We start from the raw sequence: 15,179 nt of genomic DNA on the forward strand, positions 1-15,179 counted from the left end.
CCGTCAGCGCTCGGTGCTGTCGACCAGTTGCCGGGGTGAGCGGGCGCCGCCGAGGCTCTTCGCCTGGTACATGGCGGCGTCGGCGCGGCTGAGCGCCTCGGTGAGCTGGGCCGGGCCGGTCACCGGGGCGAGCCCGACGGAGGCGGTGACCCGGACGCTGCACCCGCTCAGTCGGATCGGCGCGGCGACGGTCTCGGCGAGACGGCGGGTGGAGTGCTCGATCCAACGCCGGTCGACGGTCGGGCTGGCGAGCAATCCGGCGAACTCGTCCCCGCCGAGGCGGGCGACGAGATTGTCCCCGGCGAAGCCGGCGAGCCGTTCGGCAACACTGATCAGCACCTGGTCGCCGGCGGCGTGCCCGTACCGGTCGTTGATCTGCTTGAAGTCGTCGAGATCCAGCACCACGGCGATCAACGGCTGGCCGGCCGCGTCGGTGAGCAGGGCGGCAGCCAGGCGGTAGAAGGCGCGTCGGTTGGGCAGCCCGGTGAGGGCGTCGTGGCTGGCGGCGTGGCGTTCGGCGGCGAGCTCGGCCTGGAGGTGCTCGATCTCGGCCTCGGCGCGCACCGCCCGGCGGCGTAGTTGCCAGGAAGAGAGAAGCGCGCCGGCCGCGCAGATGCCGGAGGCGACACTCATCGGATCCGGCACGAACCCTCCCATCGCCGCGACCGCCTTACCCCTTCGGTCGACGCGGTGCGCCGCGTCGGGCCAGTTTTACCTGCTGGTTGCCCCTGTGGTGTGACTCAACGTGAACGGATGCACACCGATCATGTGCGTTATCATGCTCGCCGTCCGGTGCATATGCAATAGCAGATGCACGTGCAGAACCGTCCGATGTCGATACCGCACCCCCTCGCCGTCACCGCTCCTCCCACGGCCACCGGCGGGCTCGTGAGCAGAAAGACGCCTCCATGCAGCAGCCACCCAATGGCGTACCGATCCATCAGTTGCCCCCACTGAGCTGGCAGAAGAGCCGCCGAAGCAACCCCAGCGGCAACTGCGTCGAACTCGCCGAACTGCCCGGGGGAGCGGGCATCGCGGTTCGCAACTCGCGGCACCCGGAGGGGCCGGCGCTGATCTACACAGTGGACGAGATCGCCGCTTTCGTTCTCGGCGCGCGGGACGGGGACTTCGACCATCTGATCAACTGACCGTCCCGGGTGGGGTCGTCCCGGCGACGGGACTGAATCACCGGCGCGGAGGAGTTCACCTCACTGTCGGTCCATGGCATGCTTACACGTCGGCCGGGCCAGGTACCCGGCCGCGTGGGTCGGTGTCCGGAGGTCCGCACGTGACGATGGTTCCCGCCGAGGGTGGCCCGACAACCGGGCCGACCGTGCTGCGCATGCTGCTCGGTGCCCAGTTGCGTCGGCTGCGGGAGACCAGTGGGGTGACCCGCGAGGGTGCCGGCTGGGAGATCCGTTCCTCTGAATCGAAGATCAGCCGGATGGAGCTGGGTCGGGTCGGCTTCAAGGAGCGCGACGTCTCCGACCTGTTGACCCTCTACGGGGTCACCGAGGAGCACGAGCGCGAGGCGCTGCTGAAACTCGCCCGGGACGCCAACAGCCCCGGCTGGTGGCACCGCTACGGTGACGTGCTGCCGACCTGGTTCCAGTCGTACCTGGGCCTGGAGGCGGCTGCCGCGTTGATCCGTAGCTACGAGGTGCAGTTCGTGCCCGGTCTGTTGCAGACCGGGGACTATGCCCGGGCGGTCGTGCTGCTCGGGCACGGCGCGGCCGATCCGGCCGAGATCGACCGACGGGTCGCCCTGCGTATGCAGCGGCAGCAGTTGCTCCACCGGGACAATCCGCCGCAGCTCTGGGCCGTGGTGGACGAGGCCGCGCTACGGCGTCCGATCGGCGGCCCCGCCGTCATGCGCGGCCAGCTGACCGCACTCATCGAGGCGACCAAGTCGCCCAACATCCGGCTCCAGGTCATCCCGTTCGCCGCCGGCGGCCACGCCGCCGCCGGGGGCGCCTTCACCATCCTGCGCTTCGGCGACCAGGAGTTGCCCGACATCGTCTACATCGAGCAGCTCACCAGCGCCCTCTACCTCGACAAGCGTGACGACCTGGACTACTACGCGGTGGCCATGGAGCGGCTCTGCGTCGAGGCCGAGCCGCCGGAGCGTACCCCGGACATCCTCGGCCGTCTGTTGGACGACCTCTACCCGGCCTGATCGCGGCGCGGGCGACTCCGAACGCATGGTATTGACCGACGCCAACTGGTCGGGCTAATCTCTGGATCGATACAGACTGAATCGATCCAGAGAGGTGCCGGTGAAGCCAACACTGCAAGCCGTGGCCGACGCCGTCGGCGTCTCCCGCAGCACCGTGTCCAACGCCTACAGTCGCCCCGACCAGCTCTCCGCCAGCCTGCGCGGGAGAATCCTGGACGCCGCACGCCAACTCGGCTACCCCGGTCCCAACCCGACCGCGCGTTCCCTGCGCCGCGGCTTCGTCGGGTCGATCGGCGTGCTGTTCACCTCACAGTTGTCGTACGCCTTCACCGACCCGTTCGCCGTCCGCTTCCTCGCCGGGGTCGGCGAGGCGGCCGAGCGGCACAGCACCAGCATGTTGTTGGTGCCGCTGCCCACGGCGGTCACCGACGCCCGGCGGGCGGTCGAGAACGCGGCCGTCGACGGGTTCTGCGTCTACTGCGTCGCCGACGAGGAATGGGCGCTGGACGTGATCCGCGCACGAGGGCTGCCGTTCGTCAGCACAGCAGCCCGGGACGACGCCGGCCCCGACGAGCGGTACGTCGGTATCGACGAACGGGCCGCCGCATACGGCGCCGCCGCGCACGTGGCGAGCCTCGGTCACCGCCGCGTGGCGCTGCTCGCCGACTCGGTGCTATCGGACGCCCCGACCGGCCCGCTCACAGTGGCCGGGGTGGAGCAGGTTCCACACCCCACCACCCGGGGCCGGCTCACCGGTTTCGCCGACGCGTTCGCCGAGGTCGGCGTCGACTGGGCCGAGCTGACAGTGGTCAACGCTCCGGGCAACAGTCGCCAGGCCGCCGCCGCGGCCGTCGCCGGACTGTTCGACCAACCCGACCCCCCGACCGCCGTGCTGGCCGGCTCCGACGTCCTCGCACTCGGTGTGCTGGACGCCCTGGCCGCCCGGCCGGCCGGTGACCGTCCACCCGTCTCGGTGACCGGTTTCGACGACGTTCCCGAGGCCGCCGCGGCCGGCCTCACCACCGTCCGGCAGCCGGCCGAGGAGAAGGGGCGCATCGCCGCCGAACTGCTGCTCGACCCGCCCGCGAACACGGCGGACGGTCACGTGTTGCTGCCGACCTCACTCATCGTCCGGGACTCCACCGGACCTGTCCCGAGGAGTTGACCATGGAACTTCCCACCGGATACATCACCGCCCTCGACGCGATGAACCGACACGTCAACTCGGCCCGACCGGACGCCCCGGTCCAGGTCGAGCGGGTCCGCCGGGCCCCACTCGACCCGACTCGGCAGGCTGCCGCCGTCGCCCTGCGTCGGCTCGCCGACCGCATCCAGCCGCGACCCCTGCCGGCCACCCCGCGCTGCTCCTGACCCCTTCGCACTCATTCGGGCACGCACGGGACGAACAGTGTGGGCTCGGGCACGGAGGGTGGTCGAGGGGGGCTCGGCCAGGCAGAATGGTGAAGCCATGTCGCCTTTCTCGCCCACTCTCCGTCTCCACGACCGCTACGTACTGCACGAGCGGATCGGTCTCGGCGGCATGTCCGAGGTGTGGCGGGCCGACGACGACGTGCTCGGCCGACCGGTTGCGATCAAGGTCCTCGCCGGGCAGTTCGCCACCGACCCGCAACTGCGGGCCACGATCCAACGCGAGGCCCGCGCGGCCGCCCGGCTGACCCACCCCCACGTCACGCAGGTGTACGACTACGCCGAGGCGACCCTGGCCAGCGGCGCTGTGGTCCCGTACCTGGTGATGGAACTGGTCGAGGGCCACAACCTGGCCGACCGGCTACGCAACGGCCCGATGCCCTGGCCGGAGGCGGTGCGGGTGGCCGGGCAGATCGCCGCCGCGCTGGCTGCCGCGCACCGCATCGGCGTCGTGCACCGCGACGTCAAGCCCGGCAACGTCATGCTCACCGACACCGGGGCCAAGGTGCTCGACTTCGGCATCGCCGCGCTCGGCGGGCTCGACGGCCAGTCCGGCGAACCGCTGATGGGCACACCCGCCTACTTCGCCCCGGAGCGGTTGAGAGCTGGCCCGCCCGACCCGGCCAGCGACGTGTACGCCCTCGGCGCGCTGCTCTACCGCACCCTCACCGGCCAGGCTCCCCTGCCCGTGCAGAGCTGGGAGGACGCTCTGGAGGTGCACCGGCGCGGCACTCCGGTGCCGCCGCTGCGGGTGCCCGGCCTCCCCGCCGACGTCGCCGAGCTGACCGTCGCCTGCCTGGCGGCCAATCCGGCCGACCGGCCGAGCGCCGCGCACCTGTCCCGTCGCTTCGGCGCGGGCCAGCCGGTCGAGCCGCCCACCGAGATGCTGCGCGTCAGGCCGACAGCCCACCCGCCAACCCTGATCGACCGCTCGGCTGCCCGCCCCGCCCCGGTGCCCGCCGTGTCGGCCCGCCGCCGATCGCGCCGACCCCTCGCCGTGCTGGTCGCAGCCGGCCTCGCCGTGCTCATCGGTGTCGGCGCGCTCATCAGCGAGGGCCAGTTCGCCAGCTCGGGCACCCGCGACCCCGCCGACGTCGCCGGTGCACCCTCGGCCTCGGCGCCGGCGCCCAGACCCACGACGCAGTCGCCGACACCGAAGCCGCCACCCTCGCCGTCACCATCGGCCACCACCGCGCCCCCGACCAGTGGGCAGCAGGTGCCGGTCAGCTTCCGCGAGGTGACCGGCGAGTTCGCCAGCATCCTCGCCGGCGCGTTGGCCCGCGGTGACATCGACCGCAAGACCGCCGAAGACCTGCGCGACGAACTCGCCGATCTGAGCCGCCACACCCGGGACCGGACCAAGCGCGTCGCCGAGCTGCGGGAACACATCGCCGAGTTGGTGGAGCGCGACCGGCTACCAGCGCGGACGGGCGACCAGCTGGACAATCTGCTCGCGCGGACCAGCAGCATCTTCACCGGCCGTACGGACGACTGATACCTGCGTCTATGCCGCTGGCATGATGTCCCGATGCGGACACGTCTGATCTTCGTGCGACACGGTGAGTCGCTCCACCAGCTCGAGGGAATCGTAGGCGGACCACGTGGTTGCCGGGGCCTCACCGCCCTCGGTCACGAGCAGGCGAACGATCTCGCCAAGCGGCTCACCGGCGAGGTCGCCGCCGACCGACCCGTGGCGGTCTACTCGTCCGTGCTGCGGAGGGCCGTCGAGACAGCGCAACCGATCGCCACCGCGTTCGGCGTCCGGCCGGTGGCCGACTGCGGCCTGTGCACCTGGCACACACCCCCGTACGCCGACGGCCTTCCGACCGCCCGCTTCCGCACCGAACACGCGGTGGCCGGCGGGGGTGTGTTCCGGCCGTTCGAGGAGGGCAACGAGAGCTGGGCCGAACTGGTGGTCCGTGTCAGTCGAGCGATCATGGAGATCGCCCACCGGCACCGGGGTTCCACGGTGATCCTGGTCGGTCACAGCGAGACCGTCGAGGGCGCGTTCCACGCGCTCGCCGCGCAGCCGGTCTTCCGGGCCTTCGACCTGGACGTGCCCCCGGCCTCGATCACCGAGTGGACGACCGACCACGACCCGGGGGGTTGGCCGCCGGCCCGCTGGACGCTCCGTCGTTTCGCCGACTCCGGCGGGTGGGCCCGGGCGTGACCCGTTCGTCGACGACCGACGGCCGTCCGATTGGCGTCGCCGGCACGGCGTGGCCGTTCACCTGCTCCCGCCGGTCGTAGTCTCACCGGATGACGACAACGCAGACGCACACCCTCGCGATACCCGGCGTCGACCTGGTCTACGACGTCCGAGGCCCGCTGCCCCCGGCGGGCGGACGCCCCGTGCTGCTGATGATCGGCCAGCCGATGGCGGCGGAGGGCTTCTCCTCGCTCGCGCCGCTCTTCACCGACCGCACCGTCGTCACCTACGACCCGCGTGGCCTCGGCCGTAGCGTCCGCACGGACGGCCGGATCGACCACACGCCGCAGCAGCAGGCGGCCGACCTGCACCTGCTGGTCGAGGCGCTCGGTGCCGGCCCGGTCGATCTGTTCGCCAGCAGCGGCGGCGCGGTGACCGCACTCGAACTCGTCGCCGCGTACCCCGGAGACGTCGTGACGTTGGTGGCGCACGAACCCCCGATCAACGCCGTGCTCCCCGACGCCGACGCCGCCGAACGCGCCCGGGCCGGGTTCTACGACGCGTACCAGGCGAAGGGCTCCGGCGCCGGCATGGCCGCGTTCATCGCGATGACCTCCTGGCAGGGCGAGTTCACCGACGCCTACTTCGCCCAGCCCACGCCCGACCCGGCGATGTTCGGCATGTCGACCGATGACGACGGCACCCGCGACGACCCGCTGCTGTCGAAGAACTCGTGGGCGATCAGCGACTACCGGCCCGACGCGGGCCGGCTCGCCGCGGCGCCGACCCGGATCGTCGTCGCGGTGGGGGAGGAGTCGGCCGGGACGTACACCGCGCGGACGGCCCTCGGCCTGGCGGCCCTGCTCGGCCAGCAGGCCGTGGTGTTCCCCAGTCACCACGGCGGCTTCCTCGGCGGAGAGCACGGCTACGCGGGCAAGCCGGAGGAGTTCGCGGCCCGGTTGCGGGAGGTGTTGGACGCCGGCTGACCGGGCTGTGTCACCCGCGCTGCTCGCTCAGGATCTGCTCCCGCAGGATCTCCGCGTGCCCGCAGTGCTGGGCAAGCTCGCGCAGCACGTGCAGGTACACCCACCGCAGCGGCTGCGGACCACTGCGGTGGCCGCGCAGGAGGTCGTCCAGGCCCAGGGCGGCCGTGGCGCGGCGGGACGCCTCGCACGCCTCCCGGTGTGCCTGCCGGATGCTGGCGATGGTGTCGTTGTCGTCGAGGAGGAACGAGTCGCCCGGCGTGGGTGGGATGCCGATCTCGGCGCGTGAGCGGCACGTGACGGCCTCGTCGAACCAGACCTTCTCCACGAAGGCGGCGTGCTTCACCAGGCCCAGCAGCGTGGTCCGGGACGGCACCAACGATCGGCGCGCCTGTTCCTCGGTCAGCCCGTCCAGGTAGCCGTTGAGTGCCCTGCGGTGTTCGTCGATGAACGCCTCGAACTGCGCCTGCTCCGGCAGGGCGATGACGTCGGGTGCGAAGGTCCCCGGCAAGGAAGTCATCAGCGAAGCATTCCAAGGTCATCGTCGGCTCGCAAACACCGACCGCCCAGCAGCCCGACCCGCCAACACGGTATTGCATCAATCCAATTTGATGTAATCTCGGGGGCGTGGTCTCGGAGACACCAGGCACCATGACGCCGCCCAGGTTCGTGACGGCCGCCGGGCACCCGGTGCGATGGCGGCTGCTCGGTGAGCTGGCTGGCGGCGACCTCGCTGTGCGCGAGCTGACCGCACTTCTCGGCCAGCCACAGAATCTCGTCTCCTATCACCTGGGCAAGCTGCGCAAGGCCGAGCTGGTGACCGCGCGGCGCAGCAGTGCCGACGGCCGTGACACCTACTACTCGCTCGACCTTGCCCGTTGCCGTGGCCTGCTGTCCGATGTGGGTGACGCCCTGCACCCCGGGTTGCGACTCACCGGACCCGCGCCTGCCGCCCCGGCAGCCGGGCGGGTGTTGTTCCTGTGCACGGCCAACAGCTCGCGGTCGCAGATGGCCGAAGCGCTGCTGCGCGACCGCACCGGCGGGGCTGTGCGGGCGTTCAGCGCCGGGAGCACACCGAAGCCGATTCATCCGCACGCGGTCGGCGTCATGGCCGCGCGTGGGATCGATCTGACAACGGCCCGGCCCAAACACCTTGACGAGTTCAGTGGTCAGCGATTCGACGTCGTGATCACTCTCTGCGACCGGGTGAAGGAAGTCTGCCCCGAGTTTCCGGGTCATCCGCGGCCGGTGCACTGGAGCATCGCGGACCCCGCCGCCGAGCCCGGCGGGCCGCCCGCCTTCGAGCACGTCGCCGACGCACTCTCCCAGCGCATCGATTTCCTGCTGCACACACTCACTCACCGCCAGGAGAAGGCATCATGACCAGCCCTGCCGATGACGGCACCGTCAGCGTGCGTTACCTCGTCGACGACGTTGCCGCCGCGCTCGACTTCTACACCACCCACCTCGGGTTCACTCCGATCACCACGTTCCTGCCCGCGTTCGCCGACGTGAGGCGCGGCAACCTGCGGCTGCTGCTGTCCGGCCCGGACAGCTCCGCCGGCCGCGCCATGCCCGACGGGCGCCGTCCGCACCCCGGTGGCTGGAATCGCATCCACCTGATCGTCGCCGACATCGACACCGAGGCGGCCCGGCTCCGAGCAGCCGGTGTCGTGTTCCGCAGCGACGTCGTCAGCGGCCCCGGCGGCAGGCAGATCGTCATGGACGACCCAGCGGGCAACCCTGTTGAGCTGTTCGAGCCCGTCCGCGCCTAACGTTCAGACGCCGTCGATGCCCGGCGTCGCCAGCACGCTGATCACCTCGTCCGGCTCGGCGCCCGCGCGGGCGTACACCTCGCCCTGCGGTGTCCAGAGCCCCGACCGCCCCGCCGCCTCGGTGTAGCCGCCACCTGTCGACCCGGCGAAGCTCGCCACCGCCACCCAGACACGGTGCGCGGCCGTGATCCGGCCGGCCCGCTCGTCGATCACCGCCGAGTCCTCGGCCGACTCCAGCACACCCGCCGCGTACACGTCGACCCCGAGCGCCGCCGTCCGCGCCGCGTGCGCGGCGACCCCGGTGTCCTTGCAGATGGCCAACCCCACCCGCCAACCGTCCACATCGAGCACCACTGGAACGTCGCCCGGGCGGAAGCGGCGGGACTCCGCGCCGCCCAACCACATCTTCCGGTACGCCACCGTCGCACCACCCCCGGTCACCGCCAGCATCGCGATGTGGTCGCCCGCGACCGGCGCACCGGCCAGGGCCACCGCGCCCGTCTCGGCGCACGCCTCGACCAGCGGCGTCAACCGCGGGTCGTCGACCGACACGACCGGCGCGTCCAACTCGTACCCCGTCAGCGACAGCTCCGGAAAGACCACCACCCGGGCGCGCGCCGCGCGGACCGCGGCGGCGTGCGCCAGCGCGTTCTCCGCGACATCCAGGGGTACGCACGCCGGCTGCGCCACCGCGAGACGCAGCGGGGTGCGGTTTTCCACACCCTTACCGATGTGGTCGACCCGTGCGGTCGGGGGGTCGGCCTCATGGTCGACTCTCAGGATCGCTTCGTACCGTGGGGGCATGATTCGAACGTCCCACGCCCTGCTCGCCACCGGAACCCCCACCGCCGCAGCGGAACCGCCGCAGGGCGGGATCGTCGGTTATGTCACTGACCTGGTGGAACGGCTCGGCGGCCCCGGTGCCGGCCTGGCGGTGGCGCTGGAGAACCTCTTCCCGCCGATCCCCAGCGAGGTGATCCTGCCGTTGGCCGGGTTCGTCGCCGCGCAGGGACGGATGAGCCTGGTCGGTGCGATTTTCTGGACCACGCTGGGCTCGGTGGTGGGTGCGCTCGCGCTCTACCTGATCGGCGCGTCGTTGGGGCGCGACCGGATGCGCGCCATCGTGTCCCGGCTTCCGCTGGTGAAGCTCAGCGACGTGGACCGGACCGAGGCGTGGTTCCTGCGCCACGGTGTGAAGGCCGTCTTCTTCGGCCGGATGATCCCGATCTTCCGTAGCCTGATCTCCATTCCGGCGGGCGTGGAACGGATGCCGGTCAGCACGTTCCTGATCTACACCACGCTGGGCAGCCTGATCTGGAACACCACGTTCGTCCTCGCCGGCTACCTGCTCGGCGACAACTGGCACCTCGTCGAGGGCTACGCCGGCATGCTCCAGAAGGTGGTGATCGTTGTTTGTGCGGCGGCGGCCGCCTGGTTCGTCGGGTCCCGTGTGCTGCGAGCCCGCCGCGCCGCGCAGAACCCCGAACCGACCGAACCCGAGCCGAACACGCTGAACGGTGTGCCCGACCCGGCCGGTCGCGGAACGCTCTACCGCAGCGGGTCGTGGGGTTCGGACGACCGCTAGGCGACCCTCTCTGGTGGCCTCTGCGCTGCGCCACCCCACGTGGCACCCGTCGACTGGTGCGTCAGGGCTCGGTGTGAAAGGCGGACGAGGTGGTGGGGGAGCGGCGAACCGGCAGATGGTGGGCTGTCCTCCGGCTTCCGGTCGGCGTCGCCGTCGGCGTCGCGACGGCCGGTGTCGGGTTCGCCCTCCTCGCCGTCGCGGCCGCCGCGTTCGGCCTGGTCGCGATGAAGCCGGCGGCCCGCCGTCGGGTCGCCGACCTGACCAAGAGGTACGCGGGGCGACTGGTGCACACGGAACGTCGCCGCCTCGGCGGACTGCTCGCCGCCGACGAGTTGCCCACGACAGACGATGTGGTGACCCGACGGCAGATCGGCTACCTCGCCGCGCGACTGCTGACCGGAACGCTCGGCGTGCTGGCGTACACCCTGCTGGGTGTCGGCGTGGTGCTGGCCTGGATCGTGCTGCGCGCGGCGGTGCGCGGAGAGTTGACCCTCCTCGACGCAATGGCCCAGGTCGGCGTCGGTGTGGTCCTGCTACTGCTCAACGTTCAAGCCTTCGCCAGTATCGCGGCGCTCGACGTCCGGCTGGCGCGACGACTGCTCAGCCCGGGAACCCGGGCGGAGCTGACGCGACGGGTCCAGGAGTTGACCACCAGTCGGGCCGGGGTCATCGCCGCCGTCGACGCCGAACGGCAGCGCATCGAACGCGACCTGCACGACGGCCTGCAGCAACGGCTGATCGCCCTCGGCATGCTGCTCGGCCGGGCCCGCCGGGCCCGCGACGCCGGCCGTACGCACGCGCTGATCGTGCAGGCACACGAGGACGTACAGCGGGCCGTCGAGGAGTTGCGCGAGGTGGCGTGGCGGGTCTACCCGTCGGCATTGGACAGCAACGATCTGGGCGAGGTCCTCGCCATCGCGGCTCGCGGATCCGAGGTGCCGGTGCGGATCCGCTACGAGCTGCCGGTCCGCCCCGAGCGGCAGATCGAGACGGTGCTCTACTTCGTGGCCTGCGAGGCGCTCACGAACGCCGCGAAACACGCCGCCGCTACCCTCGTCACTGTCGACTTCGAGGCACAGGACGGGTGGATCCGGATGCGCGTGCACGACGACGGCGTCGGCGGGGCGGAACCAACAGGGCGCGGGCTGTCCGGGCTGGCCCGACGGGTCGCCGCACTTGACGGCCGGCTGCGAGTGACCAGCCCTGCTGGCGGTCCGACGACACTGCTGGCGGAGCTGCCGTGCGGCTAGTCCTCGCCGAAGACTCGACGCTGCTCCGGGAAGGCCTGACGCGACTCCTCGCCGAGGAGGACCACGAGGTGCTCGCGGGGGTCGGGACCGCCGACGAACTCGTCGAGACGGTCGGACGAACCCGGCCCGATGTGGTCGTCACGGATGTCCGGATGCCGCCCACCCACACCGATGACGGCCTGCGGGCGGCGTTGGAGATCCGTCGCCGGTGGCCCGACACCGGCGTCCTGGTGCTCTCGCAGTACGTGGAACGGCGGTACGCCGGCCGGCTGCTCGCGGACCGTCCTGAGGGGGTCGGCTACCTGCTCAAGGACCGGGTCGCCCAGGTGGACGACTTCCTCGACGCACTCGACCGGGTCGCCGCCGGAGGCACCGCCCTCGACCCGGAGGTGGTCCGGCAGGTGGTGGCCGGCTCGGGGCGGCCCGACCCGCTCGGTCGGCTGACACCGCGCGAACGGGACGTGCTGCACGAGATGGCGCAGGGCCACACGAACCTCGCCGTCGCCCAGCGGCTGCACGTGTCGCAGAGTGCTGTCGAAAAGCACGTCAACGCCATCTTCGACAAACTCGATCTCGCCCACACGACCGGCTACAGCCGGCGGATCCTCGCGGTCCTGCGCTATCTGGGCAGCTGACGCAATTTACCCCAAACCTCCTCCCCCTCGCGGACGTGATCGACTCCGTTGCGGTGAAGTCGCGGTATCAAGCCCTCACGGATACCGCGACGTCGGCGAAGTCGTGTGGATCATGCGTGGGCTGGGGTGGTCTGCCCCGTCGACGTGGGCGGTTTGGCGCCTGGGGTCAGGGTGTGACCGTGGGTTTTGTTCCTTTTGGGTGGTATTGGTGTGTGGTCGGGGGCACATGCTGGCCGGAATGATGGCCGGGTCGGGGTCGTTACACACCCTGACGATCGCAGGACCACGGCCCTGTCGGCGTGATGGTCCGCCCCCGGGAATGACCCCGGCCGCCGGGTCGTTACACGGGGGCCCCGGCCTCACCGTCACCCGGCTTCACCGGGTGTCAGCGGATGGGCCGGCCCCGGAATGACCTGGGCCGCCGGGTCGTTACGCAGGGACCCCGGCCCGACCGGTTCCCCGCTCCACCGGGTGCCAGCAGATGGGCCACCCCCCGGGAATGACCCCGCCCCCCGGGTCGTTACATACGGACCCGGCGCCGCGAGCCCTCCCCCGTTCGCAGGCCGCCGATGATCCCTCAAGGCTTTTGTTGCAGCGCCGGACGAGGTGCTCACGCCCGCGCCCTCTGGGCGGGTGTCTTTACCCCCGAAGGAGCTTCCCCCATGAACACGATCATGCGTAAGAGTGTGCTGTCTGTTGCTGGTCTGGCGTTCGCCGGTGGTGTGTTCGCCGGTCCGGTCGCCGCCCACGCCGCCACCCCGACCGTGGACGCCAAGCCCGTTGCCGCCGCCGCACAGGCGGCGCCGAAGCCGCAGGGCGACCAGTCGCACATCACCCTCAACGGCGAGCAGACCGCCAACGTCAAGGCGATCATCGCCGCCACGAAGAAGGCCGGTCTGCCCGAGCGGGCCGCGGTGATCTCGATCGCGACGAGCTTGCAGGAGTCGAAGTTGGAGAACCTGGGTCACCTCGGTGACGCCAACGACCACGACTCGTTGGGTCTGTTCCAGCAGCGCCCGTCCAGTGGTTGGGGCACGCCGGAGCAGATCACCGACCCGGCCTACTCGACCACCGCGTTCCTCAAGGGCCTCAAGCAGGTCGACGGGTGGCAGGACATGCCGCTGACGGATGCCGCGCAGACCGTGCAGGTCTCGGCCTACCCGGACGCGTACGCCCAGTGGGAGCAGCAGGCTACCGACCTGGTCGCCCAGTACTGGAACAGCTGACCCCCACCAAGCACCGACCGCTGGCCGGCACCCCCAGAACGGGGTGCCGGCCAGCGGCATATCCACCACCGAACACCGTCACCACCGAACACCGTCACCCCGCGAAGGCGGTGGCACCGGCACCAGCGAGCGAGCATCGCCACCGCCGAACACCGCCACACCACCGAACACCGGCACCAGCGAGCGAGCATCGCCACCGCCGAACACCGCCACACCACCGAACACCGCCACCACCGAGCACCGCCACCGCCGCGCAGGCGCCGTGACGGCACATGCACTCCGAGATCTTGGACAGTTTCCGTTCAGCGCGAGAACTGTCATGTCCCGGGAGGTGTGTCAATGGCATGTCCCGGGAGGTGTGTCATGGGGTGGGGGTGAGTCGGGTGTACTTGCTGTCGCTGGTGGTGGTGTGGCCGATGGGGGTGCCGTCGGGGGCGTAGACGGTGATGTGGTGGTGGTCGCGGATGGCGGTGAGGGTGTGGCCGCGCCAGGCGCAGCCGATGCCGATGCGAGCGTGAGCAACGCGGATGGTGCCGGTGTCGGAGACGCGGGGTCGGTGGATGGTGGCGTCGGTTTGGATGGGTAGGGCTTGAGGGCTGCCGTGGTGTGTGGCGGTGTGCCAGGTGTGGTGGGGGGTTGCCCGGGCGGGTAGGGCGCTGTGGCGGCGGTGGTTGTAGTAGTCGCGGTAGGTGTTGAGTAGGTGTTGCAGCTGCGTCAGGGTGCGGGGTTGGTGGGGTTGAGCGGCGAGCCATTTTTTGAGGGTCTGGTGGTGGCGTTCGACCTTCCCGCAGGTCTGTGGGTGGTAAGGGCTGGAGTGGATCAGGCGGGTGCCGTGGTGGTGCAGGGTTTGGGCGAAGCGTGATGGTCCGGCGTTGTCGTGCCGGTGTCGGCTGGTGAATGCCGCTCCGTTGTCGGACAGGACGATCGCGGGTGCGCCGTGGTCAGTGACCGCCTGGTTGATGGCGGTGATAGCGGCGGTAGCGGTTTCGGCGAGGGCGGCGTGGCAGGCCACCAGCATGCGGGTGCAGTCGTCCAGGACGTCGAACACCGCGACGAGACGGCCGTTGGCGAGCGCGACCATCGTCGCGTCGATCTGGTAGCAGTCGCGGGGGCGGGCGTAGGCGAACCGGCGCCAGGAACACCGCGGCTTCTTGGCCGGATTGCGCTGCAGCAGGTCGTGGCGGGACAGCACCCGGTTGATCGTGGACCGTGACGGCACCGACCAGCCAGGACGGATCTCGGCGTGCACGCGCATCAGTTCGTCATGGATGTGGTCCGCGCCGTTGTCGACGCCCAACTCGGCGCGCAGCTTGCAGATCCAGGCATCCAACTCCGGCGGCGTCTGGCCCGGGCTGTGATGCGGCCGGCTCGATCGAGGCCGCCACACACCCTCGGCCTCGACCCGTGCCCGATGTCGGTAGAACGTACGCGGATTAACCCCGTTCTCCCGGCACCACTGCTGAACATTACCGATCTTCACCCCTGCCGCCAGCAGGGCATCCAACGCGCTCATGACCTGACGCCGAGTCGCCATGCCCAGCAATCAAACCGCCCTACACACCCCCACCCAACCCGCTGATCTTGTGACACGCCTACCGGGACATGAACTGCGACAGAGGTCATGGGACTGAAGAGTTCAGCGCGAGAACGGAAAATGTCCAAGATCTCGCGATTCGGAGCCCTGGCGGCGCGCGGAAGTGCGCTTTGGCCCGGCCCGGCCCGGGGCGGGATGGCGGTGCGGTTGAACGGTGGCGGTCAGACGGTTCGGGTTCCTGGTCGTGTGCGCATCCCATGGTCAGACACGACAAGCAGGCAGCCAATCCGTGGTGCCCGCGCCGGCGGCTGAGGCTTGCTGCTGTGCGGCGGACCGCGCTGTGCGGCGGACCGCGCTGTGCGGCGGACCGCGCTGTGCGGCGGACCGCGCCGGGTCACGTCCGCGCTGGTGGTGTAAGAGACGGCCATCGCGGGATCC

Annotated in this window: 17 protein-coding genes; 13 read left to right on the top strand and 4 right to left on the bottom strand. The window is 70.8% G+C overall.

Features of this window, described 5'->3' with window-relative positions:
- Window positions 1-3 precede the first annotated feature (3 nt).
- Complete coding sequence (locus O3438_RS03225; RefSeq protein ID WP_088991721.1) at window positions 4-645, bottom strand: GGDEF domain-containing protein; 642 nt, start codon at window positions 643-645, stop codon at window positions 4-6.
- Between the two features lie 263 nt (window positions 646-908).
- Between O3438_RS03225 and O3438_RS03230 the strand changes: the two genes are divergently transcribed.
- The 7 genes from O3438_RS03230 (at window position 909) to O3438_RS03260 (ending at window position 6,739) form a co-directional block, all read left to right on the top strand.
- Window positions 909-1,148, top strand: coding sequence for a DUF397 domain-containing protein (locus O3438_RS03230; RefSeq protein WP_074309213.1), 240 nt, complete (start codon window positions 909-911; stop codon window positions 1,146-1,148).
- A 146-nt stretch (window positions 1,149-1,294) separates the two neighbouring features.
- Entirely contained in the window at window positions 1,295-2,176 is an 882-nt protein-coding gene (locus tag O3438_RS03235; protein WP_442929699.1) for a helix-turn-helix domain-containing protein, read from the top strand.
- 121 nt (window positions 2,177-2,297) lie between these two features.
- Complete coding sequence (locus O3438_RS03240; protein WP_269678501.1) at window positions 2,298-3,341, top strand: LacI family DNA-binding transcriptional regulator; 1,044 nt, start codon at window positions 2,298-2,300, stop codon at window positions 3,339-3,341.
- A gap of 2 nt (window positions 3,342-3,343) precedes the next feature.
- On the top strand, window positions 3,344-3,547 hold the full coding sequence (locus O3438_RS03245; RefSeq protein WP_269678502.1) for a hypothetical protein: 204 nt from the start codon (window positions 3,344-3,346) through the stop codon (window positions 3,545-3,547).
- Between the two features lie 97 nt (window positions 3,548-3,644).
- A complete protein-coding gene (locus O3438_RS03250; RefSeq protein WP_269678503.1) occupies window positions 3,645-5,099 on the top strand; it encodes a serine/threonine-protein kinase in 1,455 nt (484 codons plus the stop codon).
- Window positions 5,100-5,132: 33 nt separating this feature from the next.
- A complete protein-coding gene (locus O3438_RS03255) occupies window positions 5,133-5,774 on the top strand; it encodes a histidine phosphatase family protein (protein ID WP_088989902.1) in 642 nt (213 codons plus the stop codon).
- 89 nt (window positions 5,775-5,863) lie between these two features.
- Complete coding sequence (locus O3438_RS03260) at window positions 5,864-6,739, top strand: alpha/beta fold hydrolase (protein ID WP_269678504.1); 876 nt, start codon at window positions 5,864-5,866, stop codon at window positions 6,737-6,739.
- Between the two features lie 10 nt (window positions 6,740-6,749).
- Here O3438_RS03260 and O3438_RS03265 read toward each other — a convergent pair whose 3' ends face one another.
- Window positions 6,750-7,256, bottom strand: a complete 507-nt coding sequence (locus O3438_RS03265) for a DinB family protein (RefSeq protein WP_269678505.1) — start codon at window positions 7,254-7,256, stop codon at window positions 6,750-6,752.
- 107 nt (window positions 7,257-7,363) lie between these two features.
- On the opposite strand from O3438_RS03265, the gene O3438_RS03270 reads away from it, so the two are divergent.
- Complete coding sequence (locus tag O3438_RS03270) at window positions 7,364-8,119, top strand: arsenate reductase/protein-tyrosine-phosphatase family protein (RefSeq protein ID WP_269678506.1); 756 nt, start codon at window positions 7,364-7,366, stop codon at window positions 8,117-8,119.
- A complete protein-coding gene (locus O3438_RS03275; protein ID WP_269678507.1) occupies window positions 8,116-8,511 on the top strand; it encodes a VOC family protein in 396 nt (131 codons plus the stop codon). The genes O3438_RS03270 and O3438_RS03275 overlap by 4 nt, the downstream gene beginning before the upstream one ends.
- 3 nt (window positions 8,512-8,514) lie before the next feature.
- On the opposite strand, the gene O3438_RS03280 is transcribed toward O3438_RS03275, so the two are convergent.
- The gene (locus O3438_RS03280; RefSeq protein ID WP_269683553.1) at window positions 8,515-9,231 is read right to left on the bottom strand and encodes a carbon-nitrogen hydrolase family protein; all 717 of its coding nucleotides are present in this window, start codon (window positions 9,229-9,231) and stop codon (window positions 8,515-8,517) included.
- A gap of 82 nt (window positions 9,232-9,313) precedes the next feature.
- Here O3438_RS03280 and O3438_RS03285 point away from each other — a divergent pair, with 82 nt between their 5' ends.
- From O3438_RS03285 to O3438_RS03300, 4 genes are all read left to right on the top strand, one after another.
- A complete protein-coding gene (locus O3438_RS03285) occupies window positions 9,314-10,096 on the top strand; it encodes a DedA family protein (protein WP_269678508.1) in 783 nt (260 codons plus the stop codon).
- A 92-nt stretch (window positions 10,097-10,188) separates the two neighbouring features.
- Window positions 10,189-11,346, top strand: coding sequence for a sensor histidine kinase (locus tag O3438_RS03290; RefSeq protein WP_269678509.1), 1,158 nt, complete (start codon window positions 10,189-10,191; stop codon window positions 11,344-11,346).
- On the top strand, window positions 11,337-11,981 hold the full coding sequence (locus O3438_RS03295; protein WP_269678510.1) for a response regulator transcription factor: 645 nt from the start codon (window positions 11,337-11,339) through the stop codon (window positions 11,979-11,981). Before O3438_RS03290 ends, O3438_RS03295 begins: the two co-directional genes overlap by 10 nt.
- Before the next feature lie 662 nt (window positions 11,982-12,643).
- The gene (locus O3438_RS03300) at window positions 12,644-13,207 is read left to right on the top strand and encodes a hypothetical protein (RefSeq protein ID WP_269678511.1); all 564 of its coding nucleotides are present in this window, start codon (window positions 12,644-12,646) and stop codon (window positions 13,205-13,207) included.
- 361 nt (window positions 13,208-13,568) lie between these two features.
- Here the strand turns inward: O3438_RS03300 and O3438_RS03305 are convergent, their stop codons facing one another.
- On the bottom strand, window positions 13,569-14,720 hold the full coding sequence (locus O3438_RS03305) for a DDE-type integrase/transposase/recombinase (RefSeq protein WP_269678512.1): 1,152 nt from the start codon (window positions 14,718-14,720) through the stop codon (window positions 13,569-13,571).
- Between the last annotated feature and the right edge of the window lie 459 nt (window positions 14,721-15,179).

The sequence above is a fragment of the Micromonospora sp. WMMC250 genome, from assembly GCF_027460215.1.
Classification (GTDB): Bacteria; Actinomycetota; Actinomycetes; order Mycobacteriales; family Micromonosporaceae; genus Micromonospora; species Micromonospora taraxaci.

Excerpts from the sequence above, each read along its gene's own strand:
- O3438_RS03230 (WP_074309213.1), top strand. The coding sequence starts at position 909 with ATGCAGCAGCCACCCAATGGCGTACCGATCCATCAGTTGCCCCCACTG.
- O3438_RS03235 (WP_442929699.1), top strand. The coding sequence starts at position 1,295 with ATGGTTCCCGCCGAGGGTGGCCCGACAACCGGGCCGACCGTGCTGCGC.
- O3438_RS03245 (WP_269678502.1), top strand. The coding sequence starts at position 3,344 with ATGGAACTTCCCACCGGATACATCACCGCCCTCGACGCGATGAACCGA.
- O3438_RS03250 (WP_269678503.1), top strand. The coding sequence starts at position 3,645 with ATGTCGCCTTTCTCGCCCACTCTCCGTCTCCACGACCGCTACGTACTG.
- O3438_RS03255 (WP_088989902.1), top strand. The coding sequence starts at position 5,133 with ATGCGGACACGTCTGATCTTCGTGCGACACGGTGAGTCGCTCCACCAG.
- O3438_RS03260 (WP_269678504.1), top strand. The coding sequence starts at position 5,864 with ATGACGACAACGCAGACGCACACCCTCGCGATACCCGGCGTCGACCTG.
- O3438_RS03265 (WP_269678505.1), bottom strand. The coding sequence starts at position 7,256 with ATGACTTCCTTGCCGGGGACCTTCGCACCCGACGTCATCGCCCTGCCG.
- O3438_RS03275 (WP_269678507.1), top strand. The coding sequence starts at position 8,116 with ATGACCAGCCCTGCCGATGACGGCACCGTCAGCGTGCGTTACCTCGTC.
- O3438_RS03285 (WP_269678508.1), top strand. The coding sequence starts at position 9,314 with ATGATTCGAACGTCCCACGCCCTGCTCGCCACCGGAACCCCCACCGCC.
- O3438_RS03300 (WP_269678511.1), top strand. The coding sequence starts at position 12,644 with ATGAACACGATCATGCGTAAGAGTGTGCTGTCTGTTGCTGGTCTGGCG.
- O3438_RS03305 (WP_269678512.1), bottom strand. The coding sequence starts at position 14,720 with ATGAGCGCGTTGGATGCCCTGCTGGCGGCAGGGGTGAAGATCGGTAAT.